Raw genomic sequence first — 20,831 nt, 5'->3', positions numbered from 1 at the left:
GGTCCGGGAGCTCGTACGCGACGACACCGCCGAAGAGCCCGCCCGGGCCAGGAGCATCAGCATGGAACAGGTACGCCTGCTGCGCGTGAGCCGAGGGGCCACGAACGAGACGCTCGCGGAACTGCCGGACGCGGCCGTGCTCAGAGCACTGCACCGGCTCGAACAGGAACGCGGCTCGACAGGAACGCGGCGACCGACGGGGACGTTCCGCCGCACGCCCAGGGCGCGGCGCTCAAGGGGCTGCGCTCCGGGGAGCGGGCCGCCCCTGCGCCTCCGCAGAGCCGGTGTTCCGACCGGCTCGCCCCCGACCCGCTCGGGCATGCCCGCCCGCCGATGGCCGGGAGGACGTTGACCCGCTGGGAGTGGCTCCGTCCAGGCGACATCGGCGGCCGCACCCGCGGGCTGGTGATCGACCCGGGCGAGCCCGGCAAGATGTGGGCGGCGATCGCGGGCGGCGGCGTGTGACGTGCCAGACCGGGGGCGCGTAGCGGGCCGGTCGACGACCTCCCCCGCCGGCCTGGGCGGCTGCTGTTCGTGCTGACCCTGGCCTGGCCCGACTGGATCGAGGAGATCTTCGGCGTCGAACCGGACCAGGGCAGGAGCAGGGCAGCGGAGCCCTCGCATGGGGCATCGTCACGCTCGCCCCCTGCGCCACCGTCACCTTCTCGCTGCTCGCGCGCGGTGAGTACCGCAGGGCTCGGGACCCGTCCCCGCGGTGGACCCGCACCCTGACCTCCATGCGACCTGATGTTCCATCAGGTCATGCGTCCCGGACCCTTGACTCTGCTCGCGGCAGTCGCGATTCTCATGCCCATGCCTGCGCGGGACATGACAAACAACCGGTGCCTCTGACGGTCTGCGTCCTCGACCGCGCCATCCGCTGACGATGACGTGAGTGATGACCTTGAATCGAGACCCGCACCGCAGGCGCCGGCCCCTCGCGGTCCTGGCGCTGCTCCTCACCGTGATGGCCATGGCCCTCGGACCCGCCAACGGCGCCGCCGCCCAGACCGACTGGTGGACCCCGACCGCCCGTCCCGCACCGGACTCCCAGATCAACGTCACGGGCGAGCCGTTCAAGGGGACCGACGCCCAGGGCAATGTCCGGGGCTTCGTCGACGCCCACGACCACATCATGTCCAACGAGGGCTTCGGCGGCCGCCTGATCTGCGGCAAGCCGTTCTCCGAGCAGGGCGTGGCCGACGCGCTCAAGGACTGCCCCGAGCACTACCCCGACGGCTCGCTGGCGATCTTCGACTTCATCACCAAGGGAGGTGACGGCAAGCACGACCCGAACGGCTGGCCGACGTTCAAGGACTGGCCCGCCCACGACTCGCTCACCCACCAGCAGAACTACTACGCCTGGATCGAGCGCGCCTGGCGCGGCGGTCAGCGGGTCCTGGTCAACGACCTGGTCACCAACGGGGTGATCTGCTCGGTCTACTTCTTCAAGGACCGCGGCTGCGACGAGATGACCGCCATCCGCCTGGAGGCGCAGAAGACGTACGACATGCAGGCCTACGTCGACAAGATGTACGGCGGGCCGGGCAAGGGCTGGTTCCGGATCGTCACCGACTCGGCGCAGGCCCGCGAGGTCGTCCAGCAGGGCAAACTCGCCGTGGTTCTCGGGGTCGAGACCTCCGAGCCGTTCGGCTGCAAGCAGATCCTGGACATCGCCCAGTGCAGCAAGGAGGACATCGACCGCGGCCTCGACGAGCTCTACCGGATCGGCGTGCGCAGCATGTTCCTGTGCCACAAGTTCGACAACGCCCTGTGCGGGGTCCGCTTCGACGAAGGCGCCCTCGGCACGGCCATCAACGTCGGCCAGTTCCTGTCGACGGGGACCTTCTGGCGGACCGAGAAGTGCGCCGGGCCCCAGCACGACAACCCCATCGGCCTCGCAGCGGCACCGAACGCCCAGAAGGAGCTGCCGGCCGGGGTGAGCGTCCCCGCGTACGCCGCCGACGCCCAGTGCAACGCCCGCGGGCTGACCGACCTCGGCGCCTACGCGGTGCGCGGCATGATGAAGCGCAAGATGATGCTGGAGATCGACCACATGGGCGTCAAGGCGGCGGGTCAGGCCTTCGACATCATGGAGTCCCAGTCGTACCCGGGGGTGATCTCCTCCCACAGCTGGATGGACCTCGACTGGATCGAGCGGGTGTACAAGCTCGGCGGCTTCGTCGCCCAGTACATGAACGGCTCCGAGGCCTTCAGCGCCGAGGCCAAGCGCACGGACGCGTTGCGCGACAAGTACCAGGTGGGCTACGGCTTCGGCACCGACATGAACGGCGTCGGCGGCTGGCCCGGCCCCCGCGGCGCCACCACCCCGAACCCCGTGCACTATCCCTTCCGCAGCACCGACGGCGGCTCGGTCATCGACCGGCAGACCACCGGGCAGCGCGCGTGGGACCTCAACACCGACGGCGCCGCGCACTACGGCTTGGTCCCGGACTGGATCGAGGACATCCGGCTGGTCGGCGGCCAGGGCGTGGTGGACGACCTCTTCAAGGGCGCCGAGTCCTACCTGCGCACCTGGGGCGCCTCCGAACGGCACCGGGCCGGCGTGAACCTCGCCTCCGGCGCCGCCGCCTCGGCCGGCTCCGCGGAGTGGAACCCGTTCACCAGCTACGCGCCCGACCGCGCCGTGGACGGCAACCCGGGCACCCGCTGGGCCAGCGACTGGAGCGACGACCAGTGGCTGCGGATCGACCTCGGCTCCCCGAGCCTGGTCGGCCGGGTCACCCTCGACTGGGAGCGCGCGTACGGGAGGTCGTACCGCATCGAGGTGTCGGCCGACGGGGCGAACTGGCAGAGCGTGTGGTCGACGACCGCGGGCGACGGCGGTCTGGACACGGCACGGTTCACCGGTGTCCCGGCCCGCTACGTACGGGTCCACGGACTGGGCCGCGGCACGCAGTGGGGCTACTCCCTCCACGAGGTCGGCGTCTACAGCGGCTGACCCGCGGACCGGCCGGCGGCCGGACCGGGTCGGGGCTGCACGCAGCACCAGGAGCACCGGCAGCACCACGGGACAGGGGACGCGGATGGCACGGATGCCGTTGGCCGAGCGGCGCCGGCAGCTGACGGAGGCGGCCATCCGCGCCATGACCCGCGACGGGGTCTCCAGGACCACGACCCGGTCCATCGCCGCCGAGGCGGGCACCTCGCTGAGCGTTTTCCACTACTGCTTCGACTCCAAGCAGGCACTGCTCGAATCCGTCATCGAAACGATCACCGAGCACTGCGTCACGGTGGTCAAGGAGGCCATCCGGCCGAAGGCCACCCTGCGGGAGACCGTCCGGGCCGGCTTCCAGGCGTACTGGGACCACGTCTGCGCCCACCCGGGCGAGCACATGCTGACGTACGAGCTGACGCAGTACGCCCTGCGCCAGCCCGGCTTCGACCACCTGGCCCGGCGGCAGTACGAGCTGTACGGCGCGACGTACGCCGAGCTCATCGAAGAGGTCCGCCGCGGCGACGCGGAGTTCCGGCTCCACGTCCCCGTCCCCGTCCTGGCCCGCTACCTGGCGGCGATGACGGACGGGCTCACCCTGAACTACCTCGTCCTCGGCGACGAGGCGGCCGCGGCGGACATCCTCGGCATGGTCACCGCCCACGTCGCCGCCCTCGTCGCACCGCAGCCGGCGACGGGCTAGTCCTCGGCGCGCTGGGTCACCGGGGCGCTGCTCTCGTCGCCGAGGAACTCGTACCAGCGGCGCTGCAGGCACAGGTAGCGGGTGTCCGCCTCGGCCAGGGCCAGGAACGAGTCCACCGTGGCGGCGAGCCGTTCGCGCAGGCCCGGTTCGCTCAGGTCACCGTCCTCGCCGAAGGCAGAGTGCGCCATGGCCAGGCTGAACATGTCGGGGTACACCCGCGCCCCGAGGTGTTCGAGCGGGACGCGCAGCGCCCACAGGCCCCGGTTGCCGCCGACCATCGACGGAGAGGCGGAGACGAGCAGGGTCTGCTTGTCCTTGAAGGGCTGCGGCCGGAAACGGGACACCCAGTCGACGGCGTTCTTCAGGACGCCGGGCACCGAGGCGTTGTACTCGGGTGAGGCGATCACCAGGGCCTGCGCGGTGAGCAGCCGCTCGCGCAGGGCGGCCGCCCCGGGCGGCGGGCCCTGCTCCTCCTCCGTGTCGCCGTCGTAGACCGGCATCTCGAACTCCCGGATCCGGGCGAGGTCCACGACGGCCCCCGAGCGCTCCACCTGCCCGGCGACGAGTGCGGCCAGCCGGGCGTTGACGGAGGCCCGGCGGGAGGAGCCGGCCAGGACGAGGACCCGCAGGGGGCCCGGTCCGCCGGTCACGCCCATGTCGCCCGTTTCGGTCACGTCGCTCACATCGCGGACCGTACGCCACCCGGTCCGCGCGGCCCGTCGGCGGCGGAGCCGCCTCGCTGGGCGTCACCCCAACGGCGTCGACGACGTCATTCCGGGGCCGGGTGGGCCTCCGGGTGGGCGTCCCACCACAGGCGGTGGAAGGGGTTGTTGTCGACATTGGCCAGGTAGGCCCCTGCCGCCGCCCGGTAGAGGAGTTCCGCCTGCCGCGCCGAGACCGCCGAGCGGTTCCAGGCGAGGCGGATGCGGCCGGTGATCGGGGCGCCGAACAGCGGGCGCATCACCGTGCCCGCCGCCGGCGGCGCCGTGGGCTGGGTCAGCGAGATCGCGCGGCCCGCCGCGATCAGGTCGTGGTGCATCTTGCGGTCGGTGATCCGGTAGCGCAGGGAGGGGACGAAACCGGCCTTCGCGCAGGCCGCGACCAGGGCTTCGGGGCCGCCGTCGTCATCCTCCACCAGCGTCATCCACTGCTCGCCGGCCAGGTCGGCCAGATCGAGGACCTCCCGGGCCGCGAGGGGGTGGTGCTCCGACATCCGGATGCAGAACGGCTCCTTGCCGACCAGGGTCCGGGCCACGGTGCCGGCGGGCAGCGGGACCTCGTGGTCGTTCACCTCGCCGTAGACGACGAGGTCGTAGCGGCCCGCGCCGAGCATCCGTACCAGGGCCGTCACCGAGTCCTCCTGGTACAGGGCGATCTCCCGCCCGGCCAGGGCCAGGTCGGTCTGCGCGAGCAGGCCGTCGAGCAGCACGAGCAGGATGCAGCCGAGCCGCAAGGGGGTGTCGGCCGCCATCGCGCGGGTCTCCGCGCCGAGGGCGTCCATCTCGCTGAGGACGCGGCGCGCCTTGGCCAGGACGTACTCGCCCAGCGGGGTGGGTTCGACCCCGTGCCGGCCGCGGACGAAGAGTTCGCCGCCGGTGACCCGTTCGATGCGCCGCAACTGCGCGGAGAGGGCCGGCTGGGAGACCCCCAACCGTCGCGCCGCGCCGCCCAGGCTGCCGGCTTCCGCTATCTGGCAGACGGCGTGCAGATGTCTCAACTCCAGCTGCATCCCGGCAGCTTACGCAGCGTGACTCAACCGCACCATAACGCGCGTCTTATGTGCGCAGGGATGTCCCAATCTCGCCATGTCCACGCCCATACTCGGCGCGAACAGCCAGCCGGAACCCCCCACACACGATCGGAGTGGACTCTTGCAGCCCACCAGATGGATGGCTTCCGTGGCGGCCATGGCGCTGACCGCGAGTCTCGCCGGCACCCTGGCCGGCACCGCGTCCGCCGCCCCACAGGCCGCTTCCCCGACGGCCCCGCAGCCCACCGCCGCCGAGCGCGCGGTCGCCGCCGCCGACGCGGCGGTCGGGAGCGGACTGGACTCCCTCGTCAACTCGCCCCAGCAGCAGTACGACCGGCGCCTGGTCACCCCCTGGGTGCAGGACCTGTACTCCGTGGCGTACGAGCGCACCTACCGCGGCCTGCCGGTCGTCGGCGGCGACGCGGTCGTCCTCGCCGACGGCCACGGCCGGGTGCGCGCCGTGCAGTCGGCCTCGGCCACGGTCATCGACGTGGCGACCACCCCCTCCGTCACCGCACAGGCGGCCGAGACCGTCTCGCGGGCGGAGCTGGCGAAGGTCGACACGGTCCTGGAGCGCCGCCTCGTCGTCCGGCTCAAGGACGACCGGCCGGTCCTGGCCTGGGAGACCGTCCTCTCCGGCAGCACCCGGACCGCGCCCAGCAAGCTCCACGTCTTCGTGGACGCCCGCACCGGCAAGGTCGTCGACCGCCACGACGAGGTGGTGGCGGGCAGCGGCACCAGCAAATGGAACGGCCCGAACCCGCTCACCGTCGACACCACGGCCTCGGGCGGCTCGTACTCCCTGCGCGACCCCAACCGGGCCGGTCTGAGCTGTGCGGACTACGGCACCGGCAGCGTCTTCACCAAGTCCTCCGACTCCTGGGGCACGGGCAACCCGACCTCCAAGGAGACCGGCTGCACGGACCTCATGTTCGCCGCGCAGAAGCAGTGGGACATGCTGGGCCAGTGGCTGGGCCGCAACGGCGTCAGCGGCAACGGGCGCAGCTTCCCCGGCAAGGTCGGCCTCGGCGACCTCAACGCCTACTGGGACGGCAGCTCGGTCACCATCGGGCACAACAGCGCGAACGAGTGGATCGCCGGGGTGGACGTGGTGGCCCACGAGTACGGGCACGCCATCGACTCCAACACCCCCGGCGGCACCAGCGGCCAGGAGGCCGGGCTGGGCGAGGCCACCGGTGACATCTTCGGGGCGCTCACCGAGGCGTACGTCAACGAGCCGGCCCCCTACGACACTCCCGACTACACCGTCGGCGAGATGATCAACCTCCAGGGCCGCGGGCCGATCCGCAACATGTACAACCCGCCGGCCGTCAACAACGACCCGGCCTGCTACAGCTCCGCGATACCCGGCACCGAGGTGCACAAGGCCGCGGGTCCGCTGAACCACTGGTTCTACCTGCTCGCCGAGGGCAGCAGCCCGGGCGGCGGCAAGCCGGACAGCCCCACCTGCAACCAGTCCGCGGTCACCGGCGTGGGCGTGCAGAACGCCGGAAAGATCTTCTACGGCGGCATGCTGCTCAAGACCAGCAGCATGTCCTACAAGAAGTACCGCACGGCGACCCTGAGTTCCGCCAAGTCGCTGGACCCGGCCACCTGCAACCTGTTCAACCGCACCAAGGCCGCCTGGGACGCCATCAGCGTGCCCGCCCAGTCCGGTGACCCGACCTGCACCCCGAGCGGCCAGAACGACGACTTCTCGCTGGCGCTGAACCCGTCGTCGGGCACCGTCCAGCAGGGCGGCTCGGTCACCACCACCGTGGCCACGAGCACCACCACCGGCCAGGCCCAGCAGGTGACCCTCACCGCCACCGGCCTCCCGTCCGGGGTGACCGCCTCCTTCAACCCGGCCACCGTGCAGTCCGGCCAGTCCTCGACGCTGACGCTCTCCGCGAGCTCGGCCGCGGCGCCCGGCGCCTCCACCGTCACGGTCAAGGGCCAGGGCCCGAGCCTGGCGCACACCGTGGACTACGCCCTCAATGTCGGCGGCACCCAGCCCGGCACGGACCCGCCGAACATCAACGTGGCCAACGTCCAGGCGCACCTGACCCAGCTGAACACCATCGCCTCGCAGAACGGCGGCAACCGCCGTGCGGGCAGCGCGGGCCACACCCAGTCCCTGGCGTACATCAAGGGCAAGCTCCAGGCGGCCGGCTACACGGTCACCGAGCAGAACTGCACCTCCTGCACCTATCCTTCGAACAACCTGATCGCGGACTGGCCCGGCGGCCCCGCGGACAAGACCGTCATGTTCGGCGCCCACCTCGACGGCGTCTCGGCGGGCCCCGGCATCAACGACAACGGTTCGGGCTCCGCGACCCTGCTGGAGAACGCGCTCGTCCTCGCGCAGAAGAACCCCACGATGACGCAGCACGTGCGCTTCGCCTGGTGGACCGACGAGGAGCAGGGCCTGAACGGCTCCGAGTTCTACGTGGGGCGGCTCAGCAGCGCCGAGAAATCCGCCATTAAGGGCTACTACAACTTCGACATGGTCGGCTCGCCCAACGGCGGCTACTTCATCAACAACCTGAACTCCGCCACGGCCGCGCCCCTGAAGGCGTACTGGGCCTCGCTGAACCTCGCCCCCGAGGAGAACACCGAGGGCCAGGGCCGCAGTGACGACTACTCGTTCCAGCAGGGCGGCATCCCGACCTCCGGCTACGCGGCCGGGGCCAGCGCCCGCAAGACCTCGGCGCAGGCGGCGAAGTGGGGCGGCACCGCGAACGCCGCGTACGACTCCTGCTACCACAGCTCCTGCGACACGGCGAACAACATCAACGCCACGGTCCTGGACCGCAGTGCCGACGGCGTGGCCTACGCGATCTGGAAGCAGGCCGTGGGCGGGGACACCCCGGCGCAGGACTTCTCCCTCAGCGCCTCCCCCGCCGCCGGCACCGCCAACCCGGGTGGCAGCGTCACCTCCACCCTCGGCACCACGACCGTGAGCGGCAGCCCGCAGACGCTCGCCCTCTCGGTCTCCGGCGCCCCCGCCGGGGTGACCGCGACGCTCAGCCCCTCCTCCGTGCAGTCCGGCAGCTCCTCCACGCTCTCGGTGCAGGTCGGCGCGGGCGCCGCGCAGGGCACGTACACCCTGACCCTCACCGGCACCGGCACGGTCAGCCACAGCACCACCTACACCCTGACGGTCGGGGGCGGCGGCGGGACCTGCACCCCGCGCCAGGTCGTCGCCAACGGCGGCTTCGAGAACGGCAGCAGCCCGTGGACGGCGACGTCCGGGGTCATCACCAACCAGTCCGGCGAGGTCGCGCACGGCGGGGCGTACATGGCGTGGCTGAACGGCTGGGGTTCCGCACGGACAGACAGCGCGTCGCAGTCGCTCACCCTCCCCTCCGGCTGCGCCTCGGGCCGGCTCACCTTCTACCTGCACATCGACACGGACGAGACCGAGGACGTCGTCTACGACACCTTCACGGTCTCGGTCGGCGGCCAGACACTGGAGAGCTTCTCCAACGTCGACGCGGCCACCGGCTACGTACTGAAGAGCTACGACGTCTCCCGTTTCGCCGGGCAGACCGTCACCCTGCGGTTCCAGGGCGTGGAGGACCCGTCCCTCCAGACCTCGTTCGTCGTGGACGACGTGGCCCTCCAGGTGAGCTGACGGCCGCCTGAGTCGGACCGGCGAGCGGCATGCGCCCCCGCGCATGCCGCTCGTCTCAGTACGGGCGCGGTGACATGACGTGCGGCTCGGCGTCCGGGGCGGCCAGGACGCAGCGGGGGACGCCCGGGCCGGGTGTCGTGCGGACGGACACCGGGGTCGGCGGATCGGTCGGCAGCTCGACCTGCACGGTGACGGGGCGGTCGGCCTGCGTGGTGCCGTGACCGGTCTCCTTGCCGTCGACGAGGATCTCCACTTCGACCCGGCGGCCGGTCTCGACGGTGGCGCTGACGGAGTGCCCCGCATGATCGATCTGGAAGTGATGGCGTCGTCTCATGGCTCGCCTCCGACCGGGCACACCGTTCCTGCGTCCAGCGTAGTCCCGGGCCCACCTGCCCGCAGCGCGCTGATCAACGCCGGTGGCGGGGGACTGTTTTGGTTTGGCGCCCGATCCTCAATACGATCCGGCGATGATCACAAGAAAATGGGTGGCGGCCGGGGCCTGCGGCCTGTGGGCCACCCTGGCGGTCGGGCTCTTCCCGGCGAACGCCGCCGCCGGCGAACCGGTGGCGAAGGAGTCCCCCAAGGTCGAGCTGGTGCTGGACGTCAGCGGCTCGATGCGGGCGACCGACATCGACGGCAAGTCCCGCATGGCCGCGGCGAAGCAGGCGTTCAACGAGGTACTGGACGCCACCCCGGACGAGGTGCAGCTCGGCATACGCACCCTCGGGGCCACCTATCCCGGTGACGACCGGCAGCTCGGCTGCAAGGACACCAAGCAGCTCTACCCGGTCGGAAAACTCGACCGGACCGAGGCGAAGACGGCGGTGGCCACCCTGGCCCCCACGGGCTGGACCCCCATCGGACCGGCGCTGCTCGGGGCGGCCGAGGACCTCAAGGGCGGCGACGCCACCCGGCGGATCGTCCTCATCACGGACGGCGAGGACACCTGCGCCCCGCTCGACCCGTGCGAGGTGGCCCGCGACATCGCGGCCCAGGGCATCCACCTGGTCATCGACACACTCGGGCTCGTCCCGGACGCCAAGACCCGCGACCAGCTCGTCTGCATCGCCGAGGCCACTGGCGGCACCTACACCTCGGTCCAGCACACCGCCGAACTCTCCGGCCGGGTCCGCCAGCTGGTGGACCGGGCCGCCACCCCGGTCGTCACCCCGGTGGCGACCGAGGGGGCCAAGCAGTGCCAGGGCGCACCGCAGCTCGGAGCCGGCCTCTACAGCGACCGCGAGGCCTTCGGTGAGCACCGCTGGTACCGGGTGGACGTCAAGCCCGGCCAGGAGCTGCGCGCCTCGGTGAGCATCGCCGCCGACCGCGCGGTCAACCGGGACTACGGGATCCTGCTGCGGGCGACGACCGTGCACGGGCGGGAGATCGTCCGGGGCGCGGAGGCGGGTGACGGCCGCACCGACATGATCTCGACCGGACTGCGCTACCCGAAGGCCGAGGTCGACGACGAGGACGCGAACGGCAGCGGGGACGGCAAGCCGGCCACCGAGACGGTCTGCCTGCAGATCAGCAACTCCTTCTCGGCCCCCGCCTCGGTCAAGACCACCCCGGGCCTGCCCGTCGAACTGACCATCGACCTGGTGGACGGCCCCGACGACACCGCCGACGCGGCGGCCTTCGGGCTCGGCCGCGGCTGGTGGCTGCTCGGCGTGCTGGTGCTCGCGGGCCTCGTGGCGGGCCTGGTGTGGGGCTGGATCTCCCGCTGGCGTATCTCGGTCTGGAGGACGAACTGATGCGTACCGTACGCATACTGGCCGCTGCGGCACTGGCCGCCGGCGCGGTGCTGGGCGCGGGTGGCGCGGCCGCGGCCGACACCCCGGCCCCGAGTGCCAGTCCGAGCGGCAAGGCGTCCGGGCCGACCGAGGCCGGCACGGCCTTCCGTACGGCCACGCCGGTCCGGCCGGGCCAGCGGGCCACGGCCGACGCGTCCACCGGCGATTACCTCTACTGGGTGCTGCCGCTGGACTCGGGACAGCGGGCCACCGTACGGGCCCGGGTGAAGCTGCCTGCGTCGGCCGACCGGCACGGCGCCTCGACCTGGCAGCTCGACGTGTACGACGGGCTGCGCCGCCGTCAGGCCTGTACCTACGGGAAGCAGACCGGGGCGGCGGCCAAGGAGGCCGCTTCGGTGGAGCTGTCCTGCACCCTGCGGCCCGTCCGGCCCGGGGCGGAGCCGTGGGCGAACGATCCCCTGCCCGGGAGCTACTACGTACGCCTGACCGTCCTGGACGTGGTGCAGGAGGACCTCGGCCAGCCGGTGCGGGCCGAGATCGAGACGAGCGTCTCGGACACGGGCGGCGCCTTCGCGGTGGACGGGGCGCTCGCCGCTCCGCTCGTGCCCGGGATCACGGCGCAGCGGGCCGACGCGAAGGGTTCGGCGAAGAAGCAGCCGGCCGCCGTCGGCGAGCCGGAGGGCGGCTGGTCCGGCGGACGGTGGTCCGACCGCTGGATCTGGACCGCGGCCGGTGGCGTCCTCGGTGCCCTCGCGGGCGTTTTCGGGTACTCCCTCACGCGCGGCCGGGGCCGCCCCTCGCGGGTGCCGCCGGGCAGCTGACCGGACGGCGCGGCATCACCCGGGCCTGCGGCATCGCCCGGGCATGACGAGGGCCGTGCCGGGCGGGCGCCGGCGGGGGGGGGGCGGGGGGGCCGGTGGGCCGGGGCGGCGGGCGGGGGGGGGGGGGGGCCGGGGGCGGGGGGGGGGGGGGGCCCCCCCCCCCCCCGGGGGGGCGGGGCTGCGCGACCGCCCGGGGGCCCCGGCCGGGCCGCCGCGGGGGTGCTGGCGCCAGCGGGTCTCAGCCCCCGCCGGGGGGGGGCCGCCCCGCGCGGCCGCCCGCCGGCGCTCCCCCAGCCCCCCACGCACGTACGTTTCCACCGCATCCCACGCACCAGGAGCACCGCACCGATGCGCACACGACACGTTTTCTCCGCCCTGACCGGGCTCGGGTTCCTGTTCCTGTTCCTCGTCCGGGCACTGGCCGTGCCCACCCCTGCCCAGGCCCACGGCGACACCGTGAAGGTCGTCGTGACGGGGCAGCGGGAGGGCCGTGTCACCACCGAGATCACCTGGGAGAACGACGGCGACGCCATCGAGGAGGCGGTCGCCGCCACCGTGAACGCGTCCAGCATCGACGGCTCCCGGTCGATGGGCCCCTGGCGGCTGGTCCGCGATGCGGGCACCCGTACGGGCTGGAGCACCGCCGAGGCGCTCCCGCCCGGCACCTGGAAGGTCACCGTCGACGTGGGCTTCCCCTCCCTCGGGCACGGTGAGCGCGAGGTGGCCGTACCGGTGACCGATCCGGTCCCGTCCGCCGCGCCGTCCACGGCTCCGTCCTCGCCGGCCGCACCGTCGGCCTCTGCCACCACGCCCGTGGTGCCGTCCGCGGCTCAGCCGCAGATCCCGGCGCCGTCCGCCTCACCGGCCGACGGCAAGGGCGGGCAGGACCGTACGGTGTGGTGGACGACCGCCGGTGTGGCGGTGATCGCCCTCGCGGGCGCCGCGGCCGGTGTGCTGCTGCGCCGGGCCCGGGCCCGCAGGCGCTGACGGACCTGACAACCAAACGGGCGTGCGTTGACAGCGGAATCCGCCGTGCCGTTCATTCGGTGCATGGACATCACCACCGCCGCCGCCGTGCGATCCACCCTCCGCGTCGTCCGTCCCTTCCACACGTACGAGGGTGAGGGCTTCCCGGTCCGCCGCCCCTTCCCGCAGCCGGAACTGCCCCTGGTCGACCCCTTCCTGATGGTGGACCAGGTCGGCCCGCACGTCCTCGGCCCGGGCGAGGCCAAGGGTGCGCCGCCGCATCCGCACCGCGGGTTCGAGACCATCCAGTACGTCATCGAGGGCGCCATGGAGGACATCGACTCCGAGGGCCACAAGCGCGTCATGGACGCCGGTGAGGTCCAGTGGCTCACCGCCGGTTCGGGTCTGGTCCACCTCGCCCGCCCGACCCCCGAACTGCTCGCCGAGGGCGGACCGCAGCACCTGCTGCAGATCTGGGTCAACCTGCCGGCCCGCCTCAAGGCGACCCCGCCGCGGGTCCAGTACGGCTCCCCGGCCGACATTCCGACCGTCACCACGGAGGACGGCGGCGCCCGGCTCACCGTGATCACCGGTAGCACCCACGGTGTGCGCGGCCCCTTCGAGACCCACACCCCGGTCCTCGTGGTGCACGCCCGCCTCGCGGCGGGCGGCCGAGCCGAGTTCACCGTACCGACCGGGCACAACGCCATGCTGTACGTGCTGTCCGGCACTGCGGCCACCCCCGACGCACAGCTCCCCGACGGCCACCTCGCGATCCTCGGCCGCGATGCGGAACGCTTCACGGTCGAGGCCCCGGAGGCGGCCGCCGAGGTGCTGGTGCTGGCCGGTGAGCCGATCGGCGAACCCGTCGCCCGCAGCGGTCCCTTCGTCATGAACACCGCTGCCGAGATCCGCCAGGCCCAGCTGGACTACCAGCGGGGCCTGATGGGCCACATCGACCTCTAGCGGTCGGCGTTCGGCTCCACTGGTCCCCGGACGGTGTGGGCCGCGCAGGGAGTTGCGGTGCCGCCCGAGCCGAGCAGGAGGGGACCGCTCGTACGGGACAGGGTCACCGGTCCGGTGAGCCGCGACCCGCAGACGGTGACGGCCAGGGCGCCGTCGGAGCAGAGCGGACCGTCGATCTCGGCGTCCGTCACGGCCAGCGCCCCGCCCGCGACGGTCAGCGGTCCGTGATGCGCGGTGGTGAGGCACGGCTCGGTGAATCCGACGGTGAGACCGGTGGGCTCCGCCGTGGCGGCGGGAACGAGCACCGGGTCTCCGTCGTAGGTGGCGGTGACGGGGTGGCTGCCCGGCTGGAAGGCACTCGTGGTGAAGTGGCCCGGCCGCCGTCCAGCGGAACGGTGGCCAGCTGCCTCGTGCCGTCCGTGAAGGTGACGGCTCCGGTCGGGTGCCCGCCGCGGGGTTCGCCGGGGCGACCACCACCGTCACCGTGACGGGATGGCCGAACAGCGGGCTGACCGTGTCCGCGGTGAGCGAGAGCGAGGTCCCGTACCGGTAGGTGACGACGGCCTTGCCGTCGCCGTGCCGGACGCCGCTGAGCAGGGAGACTGCGGATGCGGACGGCGCCGCGAAGCCGCTTCCGCCGGCGCCGTGGCCGGTGCCGCCGGGTCGGGCGCACTCGCCGTGGCGGGAGGTACCGGAGCTTCCGTGGGCGCCCAGGGTGATCTGGAGCTGCTGCCCCGGGTGCACGGGGAGGGTGGCCCGGGTCTCGCCGCCGAGTCCGCCGGGGGCGCCCGTGTTGGCGGGATTGGGGGCGACGAAGCCGGCTGCGCTGCCGCCTTTGGCTCCGTACAGGTCGACGTCTATCGCGCCGACGCCGTCAGGCACGGTGAAGGTGTCCGTCCCCGTGGTGGTGTACGTACAGGTGCGGGTGATGCGGTGAAGGTCCCGCCGGCGCCGCAGGGGGGCGGAGGAGGCCGCCGGGTCGGCGGCGGCCGCGGTCACGGGGGTGAGGACGGCGGCGAGCAGGCCGGCCGCGCTGAACGCGATCAGCGTCCAGGACCGGGACATGCGGGACCATGACGTGAGTGCGCGGAAATCGGTGAAGTTGGTGGTCGTCACGCTAAACCGGCATCCAGGGCAGCATCCACCTGGCTGTTTGCCGGTCTTCACTGGCAGATGCGGAACGCCGCGAGGCTCGGTCAGTCGCGGAAAAACCCGGTGCGCGCCGGTTTCGCCCGATCTACGCTGCCGGGATGAGTACCCGTACCTTCCGGATCACCGTCCGCGGCTCCTTCGGCGCGCTGACCGAAGCGCAGCGCGCCGAGCTCGCCGCCGCCGCACCGCAGCACGACATGCTCCACGCCACGTTCACCGCCGAGGGCCACCTCACGTACGACGCGGACCTGACGGCCCGGCCGTTCTTCGCCTTCCGCTTCCTCGACTCGGGCGAGGCCGAGGAGGACATCCTCGACGCGACGGCGCGCGCCGAACTCGCGGCGGAGAGCTGGCTGGCCGAGCGCGGCTACGCCTTCAAGGGCCTCAAGTCCCAGGCCCAGGACCTCTCCCTGGCCCCGTTGAGCAAGCGCCAGCGCAAGGCGGCGGCCCGCGCCGAGAACTGAGTCCGCCCGACCGGGACAGGCCGCCGCATTCGACGGCGGCTGCTTCCGTTGTCGATCGCACCGAGCCCGGCTCGGCTCACGAGAAGGTCTCGGCGGTCAGGTGCCGGCTCCCGGGAGCCAGTAGTGGTGCACCTGCTGGACCTTGGGCATGGCCGCGTCCGCGGGCCAGCCCAGGTTCGCCGCGATGGGCATCATCTTCTCGGCGAAGGCGGTCATCTGCTGCTCGGTCTCCCACACGTCGTGGATCTCCACACCGACCTCGGTCGCCACGCAGACGTGCGCCAGGCAGCCGTCGAAGATCTCGGGCATTTCCTGGAGCTTGGCGTTGAGGGTGTCGTACTGGTCCGCGGTGATGCGCGGGATGACGGCGTGCATCAAGATCGCCATGGCGGTCCCTCCTGGCGAGACGGGCATCGGGCGTTCCCCCGCCGCCCCGGTGGCGGCCTCCTGCCCTGGGGCCAGGACACCACGTACGACGAGGGGCGGCACCCCGGAAGGGTGCCGCCCCCGGAAGGAAGGACTCAGGCGGTTCAGGCCGGTTCCGACACCTTCTCGGCGGCGGGGCGGTTCACCTCGACCGTGCGGGGCGCCTGCCCGCCGCGCAGGCCGAGCCAGCTGATGACGGCGACCAAGGCGAAGGCCACGGCGCCGATCCAGAAGGTGAGCGTGAAACCGGACTCGGCGGGCAGGGCCGGGACCCCGGCCGGCAGGTGCTCGATCGTCTTCGACGCCAGGATCGTGGTGACGATGGCGCTGCCGATCGCGCTGCCCGTGGAGCGGGAGATCGAGTTGATGCCGTTGGCGATGCCGCTCTGGTGGTGAGGGACGCTCGCCATGATGACGGCGGGCATGGCCGCATATCCGAAGCTGACGGCCGCGCCGACGACCACGCCGGCACCGATCACCGAGAAGGTGTGGCCGTGGTCGAGCGCCAGCCAGCCGAAGCCGGCCGCGCCAAGGCCCGCGGCCAGGGCGAGGGCGATGCGCGGGCCACGGTGGCGGACCAGCTGGCCGCCGACCGGAGAGGCGAGCAGCGAGACGATGGCGCCGGGCAGCAGGAACTGGACGGAGGCGCGCAGGATGGAGGCGTCGAAGCCGTAGCCGGTGAGGGCCTCGGGCATCTGGACGAGGTAGGAGACGCCCAGGAAGTTCGCGAACATGCCGAATCCGACGAGGATGCCGGCCAGGTTGGCCATGAGGACCGGGCGGTGGACGAACATCCGCATGTCGACGAGCGGCTCGCTGACCTTGAGCTCCGTGAAGACCCAGACGACGGTCATGACGGCGGCGCCGGCGAAGCTGCCCAGCGTACGGCCGGAGGTCCAGCCCCACTCGTGGCCCTGCGAGATCGGCAGCAGGAGCAGCAGCAGGGTGATGCCGAGGGTGAGGGCGCCCAGGAAGTCGGTACGGCCACCGGTCTTGTGCCGGGTGGCGGGGACCAGGAAGGCGACCGCGAGGAGGGCGAGGGCGGCGAAGCCGGTCGCCATCCAGAAGGCGTTGCGGTAGTCGGCGTCGGCACCGGAGGTGAGCAGGCCGGTGGCGACCAGAGCCAGGCCGCTGCCGAAGGCGAGGGTGCCGCTGACCAGGGCCATCGCGCCGGGAAGCTTCTGCGGGCGGACCTCCTCGCGCAGGACCGAGAGGGCCAGCGGGAAGATCGCAGTGGCGGCGCCCTGGAGCACGCGGCCCAGGATCAGCAGCGGGAGCGAGCTCGCGAGGGCGGCGATGACGGAGCCCGCGACCATGACGCCGAGCACGGCCACCAGCGTGGGCTTCTTGCCGTGCTGGTCGCCGAAGCGGCCGAGCAGCGGGGTGAAGACGGCTGCGGAGAGCAGGGTGGCCGTGGTCACCCAGCTGACGTTGGCGGTCGAGGTGCCGAGGTCGGCGCGGATGAGGCCCAGGATCGGGACCGGCAGGGTCTGCATCATCGACACGACCATGGCGGCAAGGCTCAGAGCGAAGACGATGACCGTCTCGTTCCTGTTCCTGGCATCGGCGGGGATGGGGGCGGCGGTGCTCATGTCTGGCAGGACCTTCTTAGTGCTTCAGATCGCAGATGTTTGATGTCATCAAGTACTTCTCCGACGGTAGACGGGAATACTTAAGGTGGTCAAGTAAACAATTGATAATGTCAACCAATCTGATAGGCTCCGGAGGCATGAGCGCCACCACCCCCCACACCCCCACCAAGCTCCAGCTCCTGGAGCTGCTGGCCGCCATCGGTACCGCCCAGTGGCGCGATTTCGCGGCCGCGGCGGCCCACTACGGCCTCACCTCCACCCAGGCCCGGGTCCTCGCCCAGCTGAACGGCCCCCTGCCGATGCGCGGCCTCGCCACCCTCCTGGTGTGTGACGCATCGAACGTCACCGGGATCGTGGACCGGCTGGAGGCCCGCGAGCTGGTCCGGCGGGAGCCGGATCCCGCGGACCGGCGCGTCAAGAACGTGGTGGCGACGGACGCGGGCCGCGAGATCATCCGGCGGGTGCGCGAGGAGATGCAGGCTACGCACGGCGCGCTCGACACCCTCGACGCCACCGAGAGCGCGACCCTCTACGCCCTCCTGGAGCGCCTGCGCCCCACCATGGAGAAGGACGCCTGACGAGAGGCCTGACGGACGCCGGGGGCGACCACTGGTGCGATGTGGGACCGGATCGAGCCGCTGATGCCGGCCGATCCGGTCCGTGGTCGGCGGTGGGCCGACCACCGGCGCATCCTGGAAGGGGCGTCGCCGCTGCACCCTCGGTGCGCCACGCGCGGAGGACACGTTTCAACGAATGAACTCGCCCTGGGGGAAAGGGCTTTGCCGGTTCCATGTCTTGACGCCGGTGGTGGCGGGGAGCACAGTGTCCAGCGGCGCGACCTGAGAGCGCTCTCAGTCCGGCTCGCACGGTGGCGTCTCCCCCCGCACTGCGCCTCGCGGCGCCTCAGAGAGGTCACGCATGCGTCAGACATCCGGTAGAAAACCGTCGGCCGCCCGGCGGTCCTTCCTCGCCGTAATGGGCACCCTGGCCGTGGCCGTCGCGGCAGCGGCCGCCACGGTCTCCCTGCCCGCGAACGCCGCCGCTCCCCCACCTCCGGCCGGCTGGACCCAGGTGTTCCTGGACGACTTCGACGGGCCTGCGGGCTCCGGCGTGAACACCGCCGACTGGCAGTACACGACGGGGACCAGCTACCCCGGCGGCCCCGCCAACTTCGGTACGGGCGAGGTCGAGACGATGACCGCGAGCACCTCGAACGTGGCCCTCGACGGCGCGGGCAATCTGCGGATCACCCCCCGCCGGGACACCGCCGGGAACTGGACCTCCGGGCGCATCGAGACCAGACGCGCCGATTTCCAGCCCCCCGCGGGCGGGAAGCTGCGCGCCGAGGCCCGGATCCAGATGCCGAACGTCACGGGAGCCGCGGCCAAGGGGTACTGGCCGGCGTTCTGGATGCTCGGCGCCCCGTACCGCGGCAACTGGTGGAACTGGCCCGGTATCGGTGAGCTCGACATCATGGAGAACGTCCAGGGCATCAACAACGAGTGGGCCACCATGCACTGCGGGACCACCCCCGGCGGCCCCTGCAACGAGACCTCCGGCATAGGCGGCCAGCGCGTCTGCACCGGCACCACCTGCCAGGGCGGGTTCCACACCTACGCGGTCGAGTGGGACCGCTCCACCGCCGTGGAGGAGATGCGCTTCTCCCTGGACGGGGTCGTGTTCCACACCGTACGGGCCGATCAGGTGGACGCCGCCACCTGGACCAATGCCACCAACCACGGCTACTTCCTCATCCTGAACGTCGCGATGGGCGGCGGCTTCCCGGACGCCTTCGGGGGCGGGCCCGACGCCGGCACCGAGCCCGGCCACCCCATGGTGGTCGACTACGTGTCCGTACGGACCGCGCCCGGCGGCACGACCCCGCCCCCGACCACGCCCACCTCGCCGCCCACCAGTCCGCCGCCGTCCGGCAGCCGCGACGCGTACGGCAGGATCGAAGCGGAGTCGTACGACGCCCAGGGCGGCCTGGTGAAGGAGACCACCACGGACACCGGGGGCGGCCAGAACCTCGGCTCCGTCGCCAACGGCGACTGGGCCCTCTTCAAGGGGGTGGACTTCGGTTCCACGGCGGCCCGGCAGTTCTACGGACGCGTCGCGAGCGGTGCGCCCGGCGGGGTCGGCGGGCTCGTCGAGGTCCGGCTGGACAGCCGCACGAGTGCGCCGGTCGGCAGCTTCTCCGTCTCCAACACCGGGGGCTGGCAGAGCTGGCGAACCGTACCGGCGAACATCGGCCCGGTCACCGGCAGGCACGACGTGTACCTGACCTTCACCAGTGGCCAGGGCGCCGACTACGTGAACGTCAACTGGTTCGGCTTCGGCCACTGAGATCCTGCGGCCCTGTCGCCGGGAGCGCTCTCAGGCTCCCGGCGACAGGGGTTACCCTGCTGTCCGGTGAGGCGACCGCCCCCGCACACGCAGGAGGAGGGCTCGTGCCCGAACAGCTTCCCGGTCCACGCCCGACGCTGGAGGCCGTGGCGGAGCGCGCCGGGGTGTCCCGGGCCACCGTGTCGCGGGTCGTCAACGGGGGTGACGGCGTCCGCCCGCACGTGGCGGAGAAGGTCCGGGAGGCCGTCCGGGAGCTCGGCTACGTACCCAACCCGGCGGCCCGGACGCTGGTCACGCGGCGTACCGGCGCGGTCGCGGTGATCATCGCCGAGCCGGAGGTACGGATCTTCTCCGACCCCTTCTTCTCCCGCCAGATCCGCGGCATCAGCAAGGAACTCACCGCACGCGACACGCAGTTGGTGCTGCTGCTGGTGGAGCACCGGGGGGACTACGACCGCATCGAGCGCTATCTGGCGGGCGGCCACGTGGACGGCGCGCTCGCCTTCTCCCTGCACGCCGCCGACCCGCTGCCCGCGATCACCCGTCGGATCGGCATGCCCACCGTCTACGGCGGCCGGCCGGGCTGGACCGCCGGGGCCGCGGAGGGCGGAGCGGTCGCGTACGTCGACGCGGACAACCGCGGCGGGGCCCGCGAGGCCGTACGGTACCTCCTGGACCAGGGGCGCCGGCAGGTCGCGCACATCGCCGGGCCGCTCGACCAGACCTCGGCCGTGGACCGGCTCGACGGCTACCGGGACGTCCTGCTCGACGCCGATCCCGCACTGATCGCGGAGGGCGACTTCACCGTGGCGGGCGGGGCCCGCGCGATGGCGGAGCTGCTGGAACGCCGCCCACGGCTCGATGCGGTGTTCGCCGCCAACGACCTGATGGCGACGGGGGCGTTGCGGGTGCTGCGCGAGCGGGGGCTGTCCGTGCCCGGGGACGTCGCCCTGGTCGGGTTCGACGATGCGGAGCCGGTGGCCGAGACGGCGGATCCGCCGCTCACGACGGTCCGTCAGGACATCGAGGGGATGGGCCGCATGATGGCCCGCCTGCTGCTGCGCATCCTCGACACCGGCCGGGGTCGGGAAGGCCGCGCCGTTCCGGCGTCGGTGATCACCGCGACCTCGCTGGTGCGGCGCGCCTCGGCCTGACCGGCGCCCGGGCCGACGAGGGTCCGGGCCTGCCCTGACGAGGGTTGCGGTCTGACCGCAACGCGCTGGCTCGGGTGCCTCCTCGCCGACACCGCCGGCGTCACACTCTTGACGGGGTCATGGCAGTGGGTGCACGCTCCAAGC

17 protein-coding genes are annotated in these 20,831 nt (G+C 72.3%); 11 read left to right on the top strand and 6 right to left on the bottom strand.

The window, feature by feature from the left end:
* Positions 1-898 precede the first annotated feature (898 nt).
* Together AB0B01_RS18875 and AB0B01_RS18870 are read left to right on the top strand one after the other, a co-directional pair.
* Positions 899-2,962, top strand: coding sequence for a discoidin domain-containing protein (locus AB0B01_RS18875; protein WP_361719921.1), 2,064 nt, complete (start codon positions 899-901; stop codon positions 2,960-2,962).
* A gap of 85 nt (positions 2,963-3,047) precedes the next feature.
* The gene (locus AB0B01_RS18870; protein ID WP_361719918.1) at positions 3,048-3,659 is read left to right on the top strand and encodes a TetR/AcrR family transcriptional regulator; all 612 of its coding nucleotides are present in this window, start codon (positions 3,048-3,050) and stop codon (positions 3,657-3,659) included.
* Here AB0B01_RS18870 and AB0B01_RS18865 read toward each other — a convergent pair.
* Together AB0B01_RS18865 and AB0B01_RS18860 are read right to left on the bottom strand one after the other, a co-directional pair.
* Entirely contained in the window at positions 3,656-4,342 is a 687-nt protein-coding gene (locus tag AB0B01_RS18865) for an NAD(P)H-dependent oxidoreductase (protein WP_361719915.1), read from the bottom strand. The two genes, AB0B01_RS18870 and AB0B01_RS18865, sit on opposite strands and share 4 nt — an antisense overlap.
* 86 nt (positions 4,343-4,428) lie before the next feature.
* The gene (locus AB0B01_RS18860; RefSeq protein WP_361719912.1) at positions 4,429-5,388 is read right to left on the bottom strand and encodes a LysR family transcriptional regulator; all 960 of its coding nucleotides are present in this window, start codon (positions 5,386-5,388) and stop codon (positions 4,429-4,431) included.
* Between the two features lie 178 nt (positions 5,389-5,566).
* Between AB0B01_RS18860 and AB0B01_RS18855 the strand changes: the two genes are divergently transcribed.
* A complete protein-coding gene (locus tag AB0B01_RS18855) occupies positions 5,567-9,046 on the top strand; it encodes a M28 family peptidase (RefSeq protein WP_361719975.1) in 3,480 nt (1,159 codons plus the stop codon).
* A gap of 55 nt (positions 9,047-9,101) precedes the next feature.
* Here AB0B01_RS18855 and AB0B01_RS18850 read toward each other — a convergent pair whose 3' ends face one another.
* Positions 9,102-9,380 carry a hypothetical protein gene (locus AB0B01_RS18850; RefSeq protein ID WP_361719909.1) on the bottom strand — a complete coding sequence of 93 codons (279 nt, stop codon included), beginning with the start codon at positions 9,378-9,380 and terminating at the stop codon, positions 9,102-9,104.
* A 133-nt stretch (positions 9,381-9,513) separates the two neighbouring features.
* Between AB0B01_RS18850 and AB0B01_RS18845 the strand changes: the two genes are divergently transcribed.
* The 4 genes from AB0B01_RS18845 to AB0B01_RS18830 all read left to right on the top strand — a co-directional run bounded on the left by AB0B01_RS18845 (position 9,514) and on the right by AB0B01_RS18830 (position 13,553).
* Entirely contained in the window at positions 9,514-10,800 is a 1,287-nt protein-coding gene (locus tag AB0B01_RS18845; RefSeq protein WP_361719907.1) for a VWA domain-containing protein, read from the top strand.
* Positions 10,800-11,621: a hypothetical protein gene (locus AB0B01_RS18840; protein ID WP_361719904.1), complete on the top strand. Its 822-nt coding sequence runs from the start codon at positions 10,800-10,802 to the stop codon at positions 11,619-11,621. Before AB0B01_RS18845 ends, AB0B01_RS18840 begins: the two co-directional genes overlap by 1 nt.
* Before the next feature lie 348 nt (positions 11,622-11,969).
* A complete protein-coding gene (locus AB0B01_RS18835) occupies positions 11,970-12,608 on the top strand; it encodes a hypothetical protein (RefSeq protein ID WP_361719901.1) in 639 nt (212 codons plus the stop codon).
* A 63-nt stretch (positions 12,609-12,671) separates the two neighbouring features.
* Positions 12,672-13,553, top strand: coding sequence for a pirin family protein (locus tag AB0B01_RS18830; RefSeq protein ID WP_361719898.1), 882 nt, complete (start codon positions 12,672-12,674; stop codon positions 13,551-13,553).
* Here the strand turns inward: AB0B01_RS18830 and AB0B01_RS18825 are convergent.
* Positions 13,550-13,858 carry a hypothetical protein gene (locus tag AB0B01_RS18825; protein ID WP_361719895.1) on the bottom strand — a complete coding sequence of 103 codons (309 nt, stop codon included), beginning with the start codon at positions 13,856-13,858 and terminating at the stop codon, positions 13,550-13,552. The two genes, AB0B01_RS18830 and AB0B01_RS18825, sit on opposite strands and share 4 nt — an antisense overlap.
* A 945-nt stretch (positions 13,859-14,803) precedes the next feature.
* Between AB0B01_RS18825 and AB0B01_RS18820 the strand changes: the two genes are divergently transcribed.
* Entirely contained in the window at positions 14,804-15,169 is a 366-nt protein-coding gene (locus AB0B01_RS18820; RefSeq protein WP_361719892.1) for a DUF6204 family protein, read from the top strand.
* A 96-nt stretch (positions 15,170-15,265) separates the two neighbouring features.
* On the opposite strand, the gene AB0B01_RS18815 is transcribed toward AB0B01_RS18820, so the two are convergent.
* Both AB0B01_RS18815 and AB0B01_RS18810 read right to left on the bottom strand, forming a co-directional pair.
* Positions 15,266-15,556: a hypothetical protein gene (locus AB0B01_RS18815; protein WP_361719889.1), complete on the bottom strand. Its 291-nt coding sequence runs from the start codon at positions 15,554-15,556 to the stop codon at positions 15,266-15,268.
* Between the two features lie 143 nt (positions 15,557-15,699).
* Positions 15,700-17,187, bottom strand: coding sequence for an MFS transporter (locus tag AB0B01_RS18810; protein WP_361719886.1), 1,488 nt, complete (start codon positions 17,185-17,187; stop codon positions 15,700-15,702).
* 137 nt (positions 17,188-17,324) lie between these two features.
* Between AB0B01_RS18810 and AB0B01_RS18805 the strand changes: the two genes are divergently transcribed.
* From AB0B01_RS18805 to AB0B01_RS18795, 3 genes are all read left to right on the top strand, one after another.
* Positions 17,325-17,765, top strand: a complete 441-nt coding sequence (locus tag AB0B01_RS18805; protein WP_361719883.1) for a MarR family transcriptional regulator — start codon at positions 17,325-17,327, stop codon at positions 17,763-17,765.
* 340 nt (positions 17,766-18,105) lie between these two features.
* Positions 18,106-19,533 (top strand): glycoside hydrolase family 16 protein, encoded by a 1,428-nt coding sequence (locus tag AB0B01_RS18800; protein WP_361719880.1) that lies wholly within the window; start codon positions 18,106-18,108, stop codon positions 19,531-19,533.
* Between the two features lie 104 nt (positions 19,534-19,637).
* Positions 19,638-20,687 carry a LacI family DNA-binding transcriptional regulator gene (locus AB0B01_RS18795; protein WP_361719877.1) on the top strand — a complete coding sequence of 350 codons (1,050 nt, stop codon included), beginning with the start codon at positions 19,638-19,640 and terminating at the stop codon, positions 20,685-20,687.
* Positions 20,688-20,831 lie beyond the last annotated feature (144 nt).

It is taken from the genome of Streptomyces sp. NPDC044571 (genome assembly GCF_040647115.1).
GTDB lineage: Bacteria > Actinomycetota > Actinomycetes > Streptomycetales > Streptomycetaceae > Streptomyces.
This window is presented reverse-complemented; position numbering and strand designations above follow the sequence as displayed.